Raw genomic sequence first — 14,188 nt, 5'->3', positions numbered from 1 at the left:
AGCAAACAATGATTTGACGGTCATGTGTCTTTTCGCAAATTTGAAGGCGGCATCCCCGGATGCCTCATCAATTTTGCGGTCGGACCTATACCGGCCAGGGAGGAACACATGAATTTCTTTTCCAAGGCACTGATTGCAGTCGCCGCAACGGCAACGCTCATGTCCGGCACGTCTTTCGCTTCAGACAAGGGAGCGGTCGGCATCGCCATGCCGACCAAGTCCTCCGCCCGCTGGATCTCCGATGGAAACTCCATGGTCGAGCAATTCACAGCCGCAGGCTATTCGACCGATCTGCAGTATGCGGAAGATGACATTCCAAATCAGCTTGCGCAGATCGAGAACATGATCACGAAGGGTGTCGATGTTCTTGTGATCGCGGCAATCGACGGAACCACGCTTTCCAACGCCCTGGAAAACGCTGCCGCCTCCGGAATCAAGGTCATCGCCTATGACCGGCTGATCCGCGACAGCGCCAATGTCGACTACTATGCGACCTTCGACAATTTCAAGGTCGGCGTTCAGCAGGCAACCTCGCTGGTCAACGGACTTAAAGAGCGGTTCGGCGACGGTCCCTACAATGTCGAACTGTTCGGTGGATCGCCGGACGACAACAATGCCTATTTCTTCTATGACGGCGCAATGTCGGTCCTCCAGCCGATGATCGATGCCGGCACGATCAATGTCGTCTCGGGACAGATGGGCATGGACACGGTCGGGACCCTTCGCTGGGACGGTGCGGTCGCGCAGGCTCGCATGGACAATCTCCTGTCCGCCCACTACACGGACAAACAGCTTCACGGCGCACTCAGCCCCTATGACGGCCTGTCCATCGGCATCCTGTCGTCGCTCAAGGGTGTCGGCTACGGATCCGGCGATCTCAAGATGCCGATCGTGTCCGGACAGGATGCCGAAATTCCGTCCGTGAAATCCATTCTTGCGGGCGAGCAGCATTCGACCGTCTTCAAGGACACCCGGGAACTGGCCCGCGTCACAGTCGGCATGGTCGAGGCCATCCTCAACGACGGTGAACCCGAGATCAACGACACCAAGACCTATGACAACGGTATCAAGGTGGTTCCGTCCTATTTGCTGGAGCCTGTCGCGGTCGATGCTTCCAACTGGGAGGATGTCCTCATCGGCAGCGGCTACTACACGGCTGATCAAGTCAAGTAAGCCTGGTCCAGCGAAAGACCCGTCCACGACACTCCAGTTGCGGGCGGGTTTTTGGAATTACGGAGATCGGGGTAAATGGCACTCCTGTCCATGCAAGACATCAGCAAGACCTTTCCGGGCGTCAAGGCGCTTGATCAGGTCAACCTCGATGTTCAGCAAGGTGAAATCCACGCCGTCGTCGGCGAGAACGGCGCGGGCAAATCGACCCTCATGAAAATCCTCTCCGGCGTCTATCCGCATGGAACCTACGATGGTGAAATCGTGTTTGACGGTGCACCGGCACGGTTTACCGGCATTTCGGACAGTGAGCGCCAGGGGATCATCATCATTCATCAGGAGCTGGCGCTCGTGCCCCAGCTTTCCATTGCCGAGAACATTTTCCTCGGCAATGAACGCGCCAGAAGCGGGGTGATCGACTGGCGCGAAACCAACCGGCGCACGGAAGAGCTTCTCGCGAAGGTCGGCCTTTCCGAAGCGCCCTCCGCGCTGGTGGACACGCTCGGTGTCGGAAAACAGCAACTCGTCGAGATCGCCAAGGCGCTGTCCAAGGACGTCAAGCTGCTCATTCTCGACGAGCCGACGGCCGCGCTTCAGGAAAACGACAGCCGCAAGCTGCTGGACCTGATGCTGGAACTCAAGGCACAGGGCGTCACCAGCATCATCATTTCGCACAAGCTCAACGAGGTCCGCTACGTCGCCGACACGGTCACCGTCATTCGCGACGGCCTTACCGTTTCGCGCCTCGATGCCAGGGCCGGGTTGAGCGAAGATGAAATTGTGCGCGACATGGTCGGCCGGGACATGACGCACCGGTTCCCGGAGCATCGGCGCACCCCCGGAAAAATCCTTCTGGAAATCAGCAACTGGAATGTCTGGCATCCCGAACATACCGGGCGCCAGGTGATCCGCGACGCCGCGCTCAGCGTCCGTGCCGGCGAGGTTGTCGGCATAGCCGGCCTCATGGGGTCCGGCCGCACCGAACTTGCCATGTCGATCTTCGGCCGGTCCTACGGCCGCAATATCTCCGGAACGGCAAAGCTCAACGACAACGAAATCGATATCAGCACCGTCGACAAGGCGATCGGTGCCGGTATTTCCTACGTCACCGAAGACCGCAAGTCGCTTGGCCTCGTGCTCGATGAGAGCATCCGCTTCAACACCACGCTGGCAAACCTGGACGGTGTTTCCTCGGGCGCCGTCCTGAAAAAGAACGAGGAAACCCGGATTGCCGAACGGTTCCGGCAGGCCCTGGCTATCCGCACACCGTCGGTGTTCCAGAAAACCATGAACCTGTCCGGCGGCAACCAGCAGAAGGTCGTGCTGGCAAAGTGGCTGTTCACGGAGCCAGAAGTGCTGATCCTCGATGAGCCGACCAGGGGCATCGACGTAGGTGCGAAATACGAGATCTACACCATCATCAACGACCTGGCGGACCAGGGCAAAGGTGTCGTCATGATCTCGTCCGAAATGCCGGAACTGCTCGGAATGTGCGACCGGATTTACGTCATGAACGAAGGCGCGCTTGTCGGTGAACTGAATGCCGCGGATGCAAGCCAAGAGCGCATCATGTCGCTCATCGTCAACGAATAGAGTTTCAACATGGACTTGGCACAAAGCGATACCAATCCCGCCGCACAGGCAAAAACCAAGAGCATCGGCCAGTACCTTTCCTCGCATCTGCGGCAGTACGGCCTGTTGTTCGCGCTCATTGCGGTAATGGCGTTCTTCCAGATCGTCACCGACGGCACGCTGCTGCGGGCCGTCAATGTCACCAACCTGCTGCTGCAGAATTCCTACATCATCATCATGGCGCTTGGCATGCTGATCGTGATCGTGTCCGGAAACATCGATCTTTCGGTCGGTTCGGTGATGGGCTTCATAGGGGCGCTGGCGGCCGTGATGATCGTCAACATGGACCAGTCGGTTCCGCTGACCATTGTCGTGTGCCTCGTCGTCGGCGGTCTCATCGGCGCAGCCCAGGGCTATTGGGTGGCCTACTGGAAAATTCCGTCCTTCATCGTCACCCTCGCCGGCATGCTGGTGTTCCGGGGCCTGTCGCTCTGGTTGCTGGAAGGCCAGTCGGTCGGTCCTTTCCCGAAAGAATTCCAGATCCTTGCCACAGGCTTCGTGCCGGACATCTTTCCGATGAGCTGGGGCGACTCCCTTGCAAACATGCTCGAAATGCGGCGCGTGAAGCACGTCAACATGCTGGCGCTCTTCACCGGTGTAGCTGCAGCGGCGATGATTGTCTGGATCGGCTTGCGTCAACGGGCCCAAAACCGGCTCTACGGCATTGAGGATGAGCCGAAGCTCTTCTTCATCGCCCGAAACGTCATCGTTGCGGCCGCACTCATCTTCGTCATGTACAAGCTGTCGCTGTTCCGCGGACTGCCGAACGTGCTGATCACCATGGGCGTGTTGACGATCATCTACGCCTTCATCACCGAATCGACCACCGTCGGCCGCCGCATCTATGCGCTCGGCGGCAATGAAAAGGCCGCCAAGCTGTCGGGCATCAAGACGGAACGGCTGACCTTCCTCGCCTTCACGAACATGGGCGTTCTGGCAGCCGCGGCGGGCCTTGTTTTCGCCGCCCGCCTGAACACGGCAACCCCCAAGGCCGGGTTTGCTCTGGAACTGGATGTGATCGCGGCCGTCTTTATCGGCGGCGCGTCCATGTCCGGCGGTGTCGGCACGATCATCGGCGCGGTCGTCGGGGCTTTCCTGATGGGCGTCCTGAACAACGGGATGTCCATCATGGGCATCGGCATCGACTACCAGCAGATGATCAAGGGCCTTGTCCTGCTCGCAGCCGTAATCTTCGACGTCTACAACAAGAACAAGCAAGGATAGTCACATGTTGCTCTCTCAGATCCTGGACGCTCAGGGAAACTGCGCCGTCGTCGTGCGCAACGGCAGTGAAGCAGGTGTCCTGAAAGGGGTCTCCTCGACCTATGAACTTGTCATGGACGCGATCAGGAGAGGTCAGAGCCTGACTGAACGCATCCGTGCCCACGAACTGGGTCCTGCCGTGGACCTGGAGAAACTTGCCGAGGACGGCCGGCTGCTTCTGCCTCTCCACCATCCCGATCCGGCGCACATGCATCTGACGGGAACCGGTCTCACCCATCTGGGGTCGGCGGCAACACGCGATGCCATGCACGCCAAGACGGAGACCGAAGAAACCCAACTCACCGACTCAATGAAGATGTTCCGCATGGGATTGGAGAACGGCAAGCCCGCCAACGGTCACGCCGGTGTTCAGCCGGAGTGGTTTTACAAGGGCAACGGCACCAGCGCTGTCGCCCCAGGCGGCGATCTGGTGAGTCCCGGCTTTTGTGACGACGGCGGTGAAGAACCGGAGATCGCCGGGATTTATGTTATCGGCCCGGATGGAACACCGCACCGCGCCGGGTTCGCGCTCGCAAACGAGTATTCCGACCACGTAATGGAACGGCAGAACTATCTGTATCTGGCCCATTCCAAGCTCCGCCCGGCATCCTTCGGGCCGGAACTGCGTGTCGGCGACCTCCCCGAGCACGTGGAAGGCAGCAGCCGGATCATCCGCAACGGATCGGTCTTGTGGGAAAAGCCGTTCCTGTCCGGCGAAAGCAACATGTCCCACACCCTGGCCAATCTGGAACATCATCACTTCAAGTATGATCTGTTCTGTCAGCCCGGTGACGTGCATGTTCACATGTTCGGAACGGCGACGCTTTCCTTTGCCGACGGCATTTCCTGCCAGGAAGGAGACGTGGTCGAGATTGCGGCGAGCGGCTTCGGCGTGCCCTTGCGAAACCGCCTTTCCTTCGAAGCGGAAAATGACGGCATGACCGCGGTCAGGGTGCTTTGACGCGATGGCCTTCCAACCGGCAAATTGGCCCCGGAAGTTGAGATCGGCGGCGTGGTTCGGCGGCACCAGCCGGGACAATATCTATCATCGCAGCTGGATGAAGAACCAGGGCTTGCCGGATGATCTTTTCGATGGCCGTCCTGTCATCGGCATTTGCAACACATGGTCACAGCTGACGCCTTGCAACGCCCATCTCCGGGATCTTGCAGAGCGCGTCAAACACGGCATCTACGAAGCGGGCGGGTTCCCCGTCGAGTTTCCGGTTTTCTCCACGGGTGAAAGCACGTTGCGGCCGACGGCCATGATGTTCCGCAACCTCGCAAGCATGGACGTGGAAGAAGCCATTCGCGGAGCGCCGCTGGACGGTGTTGTTCTGCTCGTGGGCTGTGACAAGACCACACCCTCCCTGCTCATGGGGGCGGCATCCGTCAATCTGCCTGCAATCGTCGTCTCCGGCGGACCCATGCTGAATGGCTGGTTTCAGGGGGAACGGGTCGGCTCGGGCACACACCTGTGGAAGTTCTCCGAAGCCGTGAAAGCCGGCGAGATGACCCGGGAGGAGTTTCTGGAAGCCGAGGTGTCGATGAGCCGCTCGCCCGGAAGCTGCAACACGATGGGCACGGCTTCCACCATGGCCTCGATGGCGGAAGCTCTCGGCATGGCGCTTTCCGGCAATGCCGCCATTCCTGCTGTCGACAGCCGGCGCCGCGTGATGGCACATCTGAGTGGCCGCCGGATCGTCCAGATGGTCAAGGACGACCTGAAGCCATCGGACATCCTTACGAAAGATGCCTTTGAGAACGCAATCCGAACCAACGGCGCAATCGGCGGCTCGACCAACGCGGTGGTCCACCTGCTCGCGATCGCCGGACGGGCCGGTATCGATCTCACCCTTGACGACTGGGACCGGCTCGGACGTGACATCCCGACGATCGTCAACCTGATGCCTTCGGGGCAATTCCTGATGGAAGAGTTTTTCTACGCCGGCGGTCTCCCGGTCGTGGTCAAGCGTCTCGGCGAGGCCGGACTGCTCCACAGGGATGCGATTACCGCCTCCGGCAAGACGATCTGGGATGAGGTCAGGAATGTGAAGAACTGGAACGAGGAGGTCATCCGGCCGGTTGAAAGGGCACTGACGGAGCAAGGCGGGATCGCCGTTCTGAAGGGCAACCTGTCCCCGAACGGCGCGGTCCTGAAACCCTCGGCAGCCTCACCGCATCTCCTGAAACATCGCGGCCGTGCGGTCGTTTTTGAAGATATTGATGACTACAAGCGCAAGATCAACGATGAGGATCTCGACATCGACGAGACTTGTATCATGGTTCTCAAGAATTGCGGTCCCAGGGGATACCCCGGATTGTCGGAAGTCGGCAACATGGGCCTGCCGCCGAAAGTCCTGCGCAGGGGCATTACCGACATGATCCGCATTTCCGATGCCAGAATGTCCGGAACCGCCTACGGAACGGTGGTTCTGCACACGGCACCGGAAGCAGCAGCCGGCGGACCGCTGGCAGTGGTGCGCTCCGGCGATTTCATCGAACTGGATGTGCCGAACCGCCGGCTGCACCTGGACGTTTCCGAGGAGGAACTGCAACGAAGGCTGGAAGCCTGGACACCCAGCCACGCGGTCCCGGATAGCGGCTATGCCCGCCTCTTTCACGATCACGTTCAGGGAGCGGACACAGGCGCGGATTTCGATTTTCTGATAGGCTGCCGCGGCTCCGCTGTCCCGAAGGATTCCCACTGATGACTGAAAAACTGGCTCTGGTCGGCATCGGCAAGATAGCCCGGGACCAGCACATCCCGGCCATTTCCGCCAACCCCGACTGGTCGCTCGAGGCCACCGTCAGCCGCCACGCCTCAGTCGACGGCATCGAGTCGTTTGAAACGCTTCAATCGCTGTTGGAAGCACGGCCGGACATTTCGACAATTTCGCTCGCCATCCCGCCGCAGCCCCGGTTTGCCTACGCGGAAGCAGCCCTCAGGGCCGGCAGGCACGTCATGCTCGAAAAGCCCCCGGGTCAGAGCCTCGCGGAGTGTTTCGCGCTTGAATCCCTGGCACGGGAGATGGGCGTCACGATCTTCGCAACATGGCACTCGCGTTTCGCCGATTGCGTTCCGGACCTGAAATCCTGGCTTGCCTCGCGTGAGCTCAGACGCCTGCGCATTGTCTGGAAGGAGGACGTCCGGCAATGGCATCCCGGACAGGAATGGATCTGGGAGCCGGGCGGCATGGGCGTGTTTGATCCCGGGATCAACGCGCTGTCGATCATGACGGAAATCCTGCCACATGCCGTTCACGTCCGGGAGGCAACGCTCGAATATCCGGAAAACCGCGCGACCCCGATCGCTGCCGAACTCAGCTTCACCGATCCGGCGGGAGCCGATGTGTCCGCCCAGTTCGATTGGCGTCAGGAAGGGCCTCAGACCTGGGACATCGAAGTTGAAACCACCGACGGCAACGCCCGGCTGTCCCTTGGAGGCAGCCGGCTTGAAATCGATGGCGAGCTGATCAGGCAAGGCACCGACAATGAATACCCGAACCTTTATGCCAGAATGTCGGATCTGATCCGGACACGGTCCAGCGATATGGACCTTTCCCCCTTCATACATGTCTGCGATGCCTGTTCGCTTGGCCGCAGGGTGACAACGTCACCTTTCCATTACTGATCTGACCGCGCATCGAAACCAATCGCACGTCTGTCATGCGGACGGAGGGGCTGCGAACAGCGGCCAGATACCGATTCCCTTGTGGCGGTTCCGTACACCTGCAGCTAACCTGCACATGCACGCCCCGCGAATGGAAAACTGATGGCTCGTCCCCTCCCCTTTATCTGCGAAAAACGCCCCGCCTCCGGTTCCATCGGCATGGTCGTGACCAACCATCCGCTCGGAACGGCCGCCGGAACCGAGATGCTCGCAGCGGGCGGCAATGCCATTGATGCCGCCGTCTCCGCGTTGCTGACCCTGACCGTGGTTGAGCCCATGATGGTCGGCATCGTCGGCGGCGGGCTTTCGCATGTCCGCCTTCAGGACGGAACGCATGTCGTCATGGATGCGCTCGCCTGCGCCGCGAAGGACATGCATGCCGGGATATACGAGCCTGTCTCGGATACGCCGCCGAACCACATGGACGTGAAGGACCGGCGCAACACGGTCGGTCCGTCGGCGGTCGCCGTTCCCGGCAATCTCGCCGGGTGGTGCCGCCTGCATGAATCCCATGGCAAACTGTCCTTTGCAGACCTTGTCGAGCCGGCCATTCGCGCTGCTGGCAGGGGGTTTCTGGCAACCCATTATCTCAGCGGTGCCGTGAACGAATTCCAGGACGATCTCGGCAAGGATCCCGCTTGCGCCAGGGTCCTGATGCCGGAAGGGCGCCCACCGCGTTTCGGTGAGCGGATCTTCATGCACGACTATGCCGACAGCCTCCGGCTGATCGCAAAGGAAGGCGCCGCTGCGCTTCACGGCGGCGCGCTCGGCGCTGCACTGGCCGAGCGCCTCGCAACCGGCGGACCGGATGCCGGATGGGTGACGCAGGATGATCTGAGGACCTACCGCCCGGTTGAACGTGAGGTCATCACCGGCACCTATCGCGGCTTTGAGATCGTCGGCCCGCCTCCGCCGGCCTCGTCGGGCGTTCACATCGTCCAGATGCTCAACATCCTGGAAGCCTACGACATGTCGGAGCTTGGCTTCGGCAGCGTCGAAACGCTGGATCTTCTGGCGCGCACGATCACGCTTGCCTTCGAAGACAGGCGCGCCGCTTCCGGAGATCCTGATTTCGTCGACGTTCCTGTCGAACGTCTGACGTCGAAGGACTATGCCTCCGACTGCCGCACGCGCCTCGGCAGCAACCCACAATCAGCTCCTTATCCCGAGAGCGCGGACACGACGCATGTCACCGTTGCCGACAGGGACGGCAACATTGTCACCGCCACGCACACGATCAACGGTCTTTTCGGCGCGCGGATCATGGTGCCGGGAACCGGCATCATTCCCAACAACTACATGATGAACTACGATCCACATCCGGGCCGGGCGCTCTCGATCGCCCCCGGCAAACGCGTGCCGACGTCGATGGCGCCGATGATCGTCACGCGGGACGGAACGCCGCGCTTCGCGCTCGGTCTTCCGGGCGGTCTCAGGATTTTCCCCTCCGCGATGCAGGCGATCGTCAACCTCATAGATCACCGCATGAGCCTGCAGGAAGCTGTCGAGGCACCGCGGATATGGACCCAGGGGCAGGAAGTGGAAATCGAAAAACCATACGCACCGATGGCCGAAGGGCTTGCAGAGGCCGGGCACGACGTGAAAGTCGTCCCGCATATCGGCGGCGGCATGAATGCCATCGGCTTCGAAGAGAACGGCGTGACCGGTGCCGCCTGCTGGCGCGCGGACGGAACGGCAATGGGCATCGGCGGCGGCCTGGCTCGTCCCGGCGTCCGCTTCTGGCCGGACAAGGCCCCTGATGACGACGACGCCGGTACTCCGGGCACGGACAGCAGCGAGGCCAGACCGTGATCCGCCTGGTCATTCTAGATCCCGTTTCCGAAGACCGGCTGAAACGCTTTGCCGGCTATCTACCGGACGATTGGTTTTTGGCGAACGCGGTCTCCCGTGCGCCGGCGGATCAGACCGCGGCTCTTGAAGGGGCCAGCTTTGCCATCACCGCGGACGTTCCCGTGACCGCAGACATGATGGCAGTGCCCGGATTGCGCGCCGTCCACAAATGGGGCGTCGGCTATGACAACATAGACTGCGATGCTGCAAAGGCACACGGCGTCCGCGTCCTGCGCACGACGGGGTCCAACGCCGTGTCGGTGGCCGAGACAGCGCTCGGCCTGATCCTCGCCCTCAACAGGAATCTCGTTCGCGGGCACACCGCCGTTCTGGGAGGTCACTGGCTCAAGTCGGAGCTCGGTGCGACGTCGATGCGCCTGTCCGGCAAGACGGTCGGGATCGTAGGGCTCGGGCATGTTGGCAAGGCGCTGGCCCGCCTGCTCGGCGGTTTCGGCTGCGACATCCTCTATTGCGGGCGCACACGTCAGGACGCGGAGACGGAAACCGCACTTGGTGTCCGGTTCACATCCTTTGAGGACCTTCTCGCCCGTGCAGATGTCGTCAGCCTGAACTGTTCGCTCACCGACGACACACGCGGAATGATCAACGCGCGCACGCTCGCGCTGATGAAAACCGGCGCGCTACTGGTGAACGTTGCGCGCGGCGGTATCGTCGTGGAGGCGGACCTCGCCGACGCCCTGACATCCGGCCACCTGCGCGGTGCCGCCAGCGATGTCTACATGGAGGAGCCGGTCCCGGTGGACAATCCCCTGATCGGGCTGGAGACGGCGATCAACACGCCGCATATTGCGGCCGTCTCCGCCGACACGTTCGAACCGACCGTGAAGCGAATGATCGGCAACCTGCTTGCCCTCCACGAAGGCCGTGAACCGCCGGACCGGGATGTCGTGGTATGAGCGCCTGAAAAGCCGCCGCGCTGCGGTCGTGGGCCCTTGGATTGACCGGCGCTCAGCACGAATGGCGCGGGTCCGGGTCACCGGAAAGAAGATGGAAGGTCGTGACCTCACCGCCTGCAACGGTCAGCCTGTAGGTCTTGCCTCCCGCGCCTAGTGACCAGCGGCCCGACGCATCTGCCGTGTAGCCATCGCAGCTTTCGGCCAGGAACACCACGTTCTGCCGCCTGAGCAGCCCGCCGGTTCGACCCTCACTGTCGACCTTTTCGAACCTGTAAGTTTCCAGCAAGACCTGAAAGAAAAACCCGTGCCTGTTCGAACTCACGGAATAGAACGCACCGTCATTTCCGATTGCGAGGATTTCCGCTGACTTCGCATAGGCGGGGACATCTGTTTCTTGCCAGGTCCCGGCCAGTGACGCGGACGCAGTCAGGAACAGCACTGCAAACCCGCGCACGAGAAAACCAGCGCAGTCGATTCGCCACATCGGCAGCGACAATCCCGTCCACTTGCCAGGCCCTTGGCCTGGGCGCACGCCCGCCTGCGCACATGCGCGCAGCAGCATCGGCCAGATCCGGCTTTCAGGCGATCTCTGGCAAACGAGTTTGAACGGCACTGTCATGGTGGTTTTGACGGACTTTCTGATTTCGGAAAGAAAAATGCAGTCAGCATTGTGGGTTGAAGCAATGCTGACTGCAGTTGTCTCGGCGCAGAGTGTGTTAGGTAGCCGAGCGATATGTCCGTTTCCGATTAGGGGACGACGGTTCCATGCTTGTTGTTCAGCACCAGCTCTTCATGCATCCCGGGCATCGACTACCCGCGCTCAAATCACTGATGCGTTCGCGTCAAGGCAATGGTGTCTGAGCAACACCTAATTGATACAAACTTTAGAGAGCGAAGTGTTATGCAGAAACCGAACGTATTTCGGTTTCCTCTCTGCTTCCCTGATGGTGCGAAAACGAAGTACCCGCGCAAAAGATGCACGTTTAGCGCAGCATAACGCGAAAACCCAGACAACAAGAACTTCGGAGATTGCTACATATGCGGCTGTTTTGGCGGCCGGCAACCGGCAAATCCTGTTTCCGGTGCTGTCGGCGGGGCGCACGAAACGCACAGGACGTCTTTTCCGGGGCAGTTGTCCGGATCACGCACCCTCAGTCTTCCCGACGACAACAGGCAGCCGGGAACCAGGTATCCGAATTTGGGCCCCGGACCATGGGTCTGACGCGCACCACCTGATCCCTCGGACGAAATCGCCCCACCCCTGAAAGCATGCCGCCCACCGGGCAGGTCCTTTTCCGCCCTGCCATCGCTGGTTCATGCGCAAGGGTCTGCGCTCGATCTGCAAGGCGCACCTTTAGCCGGCTCAACCGGAGACGATTGCCCGGACAGGTCCGTTGATGTGGATTGAGAATTTAGCCGCTCCCATCCGCAGCGGCATAGAAAACACAGGTCTTGAACGCACTGTTACACCAGTTTGCGCAACAAGATCTGCAAAGGGGGACGGCCCGGCAACTTGGAGAAAGCCGGGCCGTTGACTGACTGAAATTTTTGGAGGTCTCAGCCAGAACTTGTTGTTGTGCTGACCTTAGAAGGTCCGCTGCATGCGAACACCGAAGAGGAGCTCGTCGAGGTCATCAACACCGTCGATATCCACGCTGGAGTTGGAATATCCAACATCAGCACCGATACCGAAACCTGAAACAGGCTCCCAAACGACTGAGCCATCGATTGCCCAGCGTTCGAATGTGGCGTCATCCATGAGGCCAGCATACTCCATGTCGATTCGCGCATAAGATCCATCGACTGCCAAACCAACGGTTGGTGTCGCCTGAAGGTAGACGCCGGAAGACAGTGAAAACCCACTATTTGTATCGCCATCCGTCGCATCGGAGATGTAGCCGATGTCGCCGATTGTAAGGCCTGTGATGCCGTTGCCGATGTAGGACAGAGCGCCATCAGCATAGAAACCCTGGAAATAGACGTTGGAGCCGGAGTTTGCGAACGGCAGATTGACATTCACACCCGCGCCGATCGCCCAGCCCAAGGCATCTACACCACCTCCAAAGAAGCCATTCCTAGTCGAGTCAGGATAGACTTGGTGAAGCGCACCGGAAATCTGTGCAGAACCCCAGCCTTGCGAGACACCAAGTGCCGCGACCAGATCGGGAACGCGTGTCCCACCGACGGAAGCGTCGCCATCAGCATCGGTAAAGCTTACGTCGCGTGCAGTGCGGTCCTCAAGAGCGATCGTAGCAGAAAACCCATCACCGAATGCCGCCGTGTATGCGATCTGGTTCATCGACGCGTCGGACCAATCACGCGTGACGACACCCACATAAACCTGACCAGTGTAGATGTTGAAGTTGGACGCGAGATAACCGGCCGTAAGGCCACCCCACTGGATATAGCCGGCATCCAGCTTGTAGCCGCTGGCGCCGTTCTCGATCTGCATACGCAGAGCGACATAGGCACGTAGCGTTCCGAATTCGGTGGCAGTCCGCGCATCAAGATAGGCGTATCCGCGGGTCAGCCAAGTGTAACCATCTTCGCCACGGTCAGCCCAGTCGCCGTCATCCATCACATTGTTCACAACGAACTGCGTCCGCAGACGACCACCTACGCGAAGGCAAGTCTCCGTGCCCGGGATGTAATAGAAGCGCGAGCCGTAGGCGTCACAGACGCGAACGTAGTCAACCGGCTCCGGAGCGACCGGAAGGTCGGCTGCCTGTGCGGTGGCGGCAGCGGCTGCCGCTGCCGCACCAAGCAAGAGTGTTTTGAATTTCATTCCAGACATTTAAAGATTCTCCTCGAAAGGGGTCAGCTGCCCACTTCCTGGAACCGATGAAATGCTGGTCTTGCCTGGTTTTCCGAACTCCGGGATGCAACAAAATTATTCATTTTGTACAAACGCAGGAAATTAGCAGGACGCTGCGCTTGTCAACCCCGGTAAAATTGAGTAGTCATTTGGTCAGCCGCTTCTAACCGCTGAAATTCGCTGAGTATTTCTGACTGTAACAATATGAATAATAGTGTTGCAGAAAAGAAACACGACTGAGAATGGGTGTGTTAGTCTTATGAATACCTCCTTGTGCAATCAGCAGCCTGCGCAAATGCGGCTGTACGACCAGACCAACCGCAGGCTCTACGTCAACGCGGAAGAACGCCGGCGTTTCATCGCCGTCGCCAACGATCAGGGCCTGCCGCAAAAGGCCCTCTGTCTCACTCTCCTGCATACCGGATGCCGGCTGTCGGAAGCCCTTGTGCTCACGTCGGAAGCAGTCGACACGATGAGCCACCTCGTTTCGATCCGAACCCTGAAGAAGCGCGACAGGCACCACGTGAGGGAGATCCCGATTCCCCCGGTGCTGACCGGTACCCTCGCCGCGCTGATGGACGCCCGCGCCGGCGAGAGCTTCCTCTGGCCGGAGAATCCGGACCGTCCGGTCTGCCGGATCACCGGTTATCGCTGGGTGAAGAAGGTGATGACGGCCGCCGGTATCTCCGGCGCCCAGGCGTCCCCCAAGGGGCTCCGGCACGGGTATGGCGTCTACGCCCTCCGCTGCGGTGTCCCCCTGACGATGCTGCGCAAATGGATGGGTCATGCCTCGATCGAAACCACCGCCATCTACACCAATGCCGTCGGCAAGGAAGAGATGGAATTCGCCGGGCGCATGTGGTCGTGAGT

Annotated in this window: 11 protein-coding genes; 9 read left to right on the top strand and 2 right to left on the bottom strand. The window is 60.2% G+C overall.

Annotated elements, in window-relative coordinates:
* Positions 1-108: 108 nt before the first annotated feature.
* The 8 genes from chvE (at position 109) to ACO08A_RS17505 (ending at position 10,503) form a co-directional block, all read left to right on the top strand.
* Complete coding sequence (chvE, locus tag ACO08A_RS17540; RefSeq protein WP_421979260.1) at positions 109-1,173, top strand: multiple monosaccharide ABC transporter substrate-binding protein; 1,065 nt, start codon at positions 109-111, stop codon at positions 1,171-1,173.
* Between the two features lie 75 nt (positions 1,174-1,248).
* The gene (gene mmsA, locus ACO08A_RS17535) at positions 1,249-2,763 is read left to right on the top strand and encodes a multiple monosaccharide ABC transporter ATP-binding protein (protein ID WP_422037264.1); all 1,515 of its coding nucleotides are present in this window, start codon (positions 1,249-1,251) and stop codon (positions 2,761-2,763) included.
* 9 nt (positions 2,764-2,772) lie between these two features.
* A complete protein-coding gene (gene mmsB, locus ACO08A_RS17530; protein ID WP_422037263.1) occupies positions 2,773-4,026 on the top strand; it encodes a multiple monosaccharide ABC transporter permease in 1,254 nt (417 codons plus the stop codon).
* Between the two features lie 4 nt (positions 4,027-4,030).
* Positions 4,031-5,026, top strand: coding sequence for an AraD1 family protein (araD1, locus tag ACO08A_RS17525; protein WP_422037262.1), 996 nt, complete (start codon positions 4,031-4,033; stop codon positions 5,024-5,026).
* A gap of 4 nt (positions 5,027-5,030) precedes the next feature.
* On the top strand, positions 5,031-6,773 hold the full coding sequence (gene araD, locus ACO08A_RS17520; protein WP_422037261.1) for an L-arabinonate dehydratase: 1,743 nt from the start codon (positions 5,031-5,033) through the stop codon (positions 6,771-6,773).
* A complete protein-coding gene (locus ACO08A_RS17515) occupies positions 6,773-7,696 on the top strand; it encodes a Gfo/Idh/MocA family protein (RefSeq protein ID WP_422037260.1) in 924 nt (307 codons plus the stop codon). Before araD ends, ACO08A_RS17515 begins: the two co-directional genes overlap by 1 nt.
* 141 nt (positions 7,697-7,837) lie before the next feature.
* Positions 7,838-9,547 (top strand): gamma-glutamyltransferase, encoded by a 1,710-nt coding sequence (gene ggt / locus ACO08A_RS17510; RefSeq protein ID WP_422037259.1) that lies wholly within the window; start codon positions 7,838-7,840, stop codon positions 9,545-9,547.
* Positions 9,544-10,503, top strand: coding sequence for a 2-hydroxyacid dehydrogenase (locus ACO08A_RS17505; RefSeq protein ID WP_422037258.1), 960 nt, complete (start codon positions 9,544-9,546; stop codon positions 10,501-10,503). Before ggt ends, ACO08A_RS17505 begins: the two co-directional genes overlap by 4 nt.
* A gap of 52 nt (positions 10,504-10,555) precedes the next feature.
* On the opposite strand, the gene ACO08A_RS17500 is transcribed toward ACO08A_RS17505, so the two are convergent.
* On the bottom strand, positions 10,556-11,122 hold the full coding sequence (locus ACO08A_RS17500) for a hypothetical protein (RefSeq protein ID WP_422037257.1): 567 nt from the start codon (positions 11,120-11,122) through the stop codon (positions 10,556-10,558).
* Between the two features lie 966 nt (positions 11,123-12,088).
* A complete protein-coding gene (locus ACO08A_RS17495; protein ID WP_422037256.1) occupies positions 12,089-13,297 on the bottom strand; it encodes a porin in 1,209 nt (402 codons plus the stop codon).
* A gap of 316 nt (positions 13,298-13,613) precedes the next feature.
* Between ACO08A_RS17495 and ACO08A_RS17490 the strand changes: the two genes are divergently transcribed.
* Positions 13,614-14,186, top strand: a complete 573-nt coding sequence (locus ACO08A_RS17490; protein ID WP_422037254.1) for a tyrosine-type recombinase/integrase — start codon at positions 13,614-13,616, stop codon at positions 14,184-14,186.
* The last annotated feature ends 2 nt before the right edge of the window (positions 14,187-14,188 follow it).

This window comes from Roseibium sp., assembly GCF_965232425.1.
In the GTDB taxonomy this organism is placed as follows: Bacteria; Pseudomonadota; Alphaproteobacteria; order Rhizobiales; family Stappiaceae; genus Roseibium.
The sequence above is the reverse complement of the archived record's forward strand: the minus strand, read 5'-3'. Positions and strand labels throughout refer to the sequence as shown.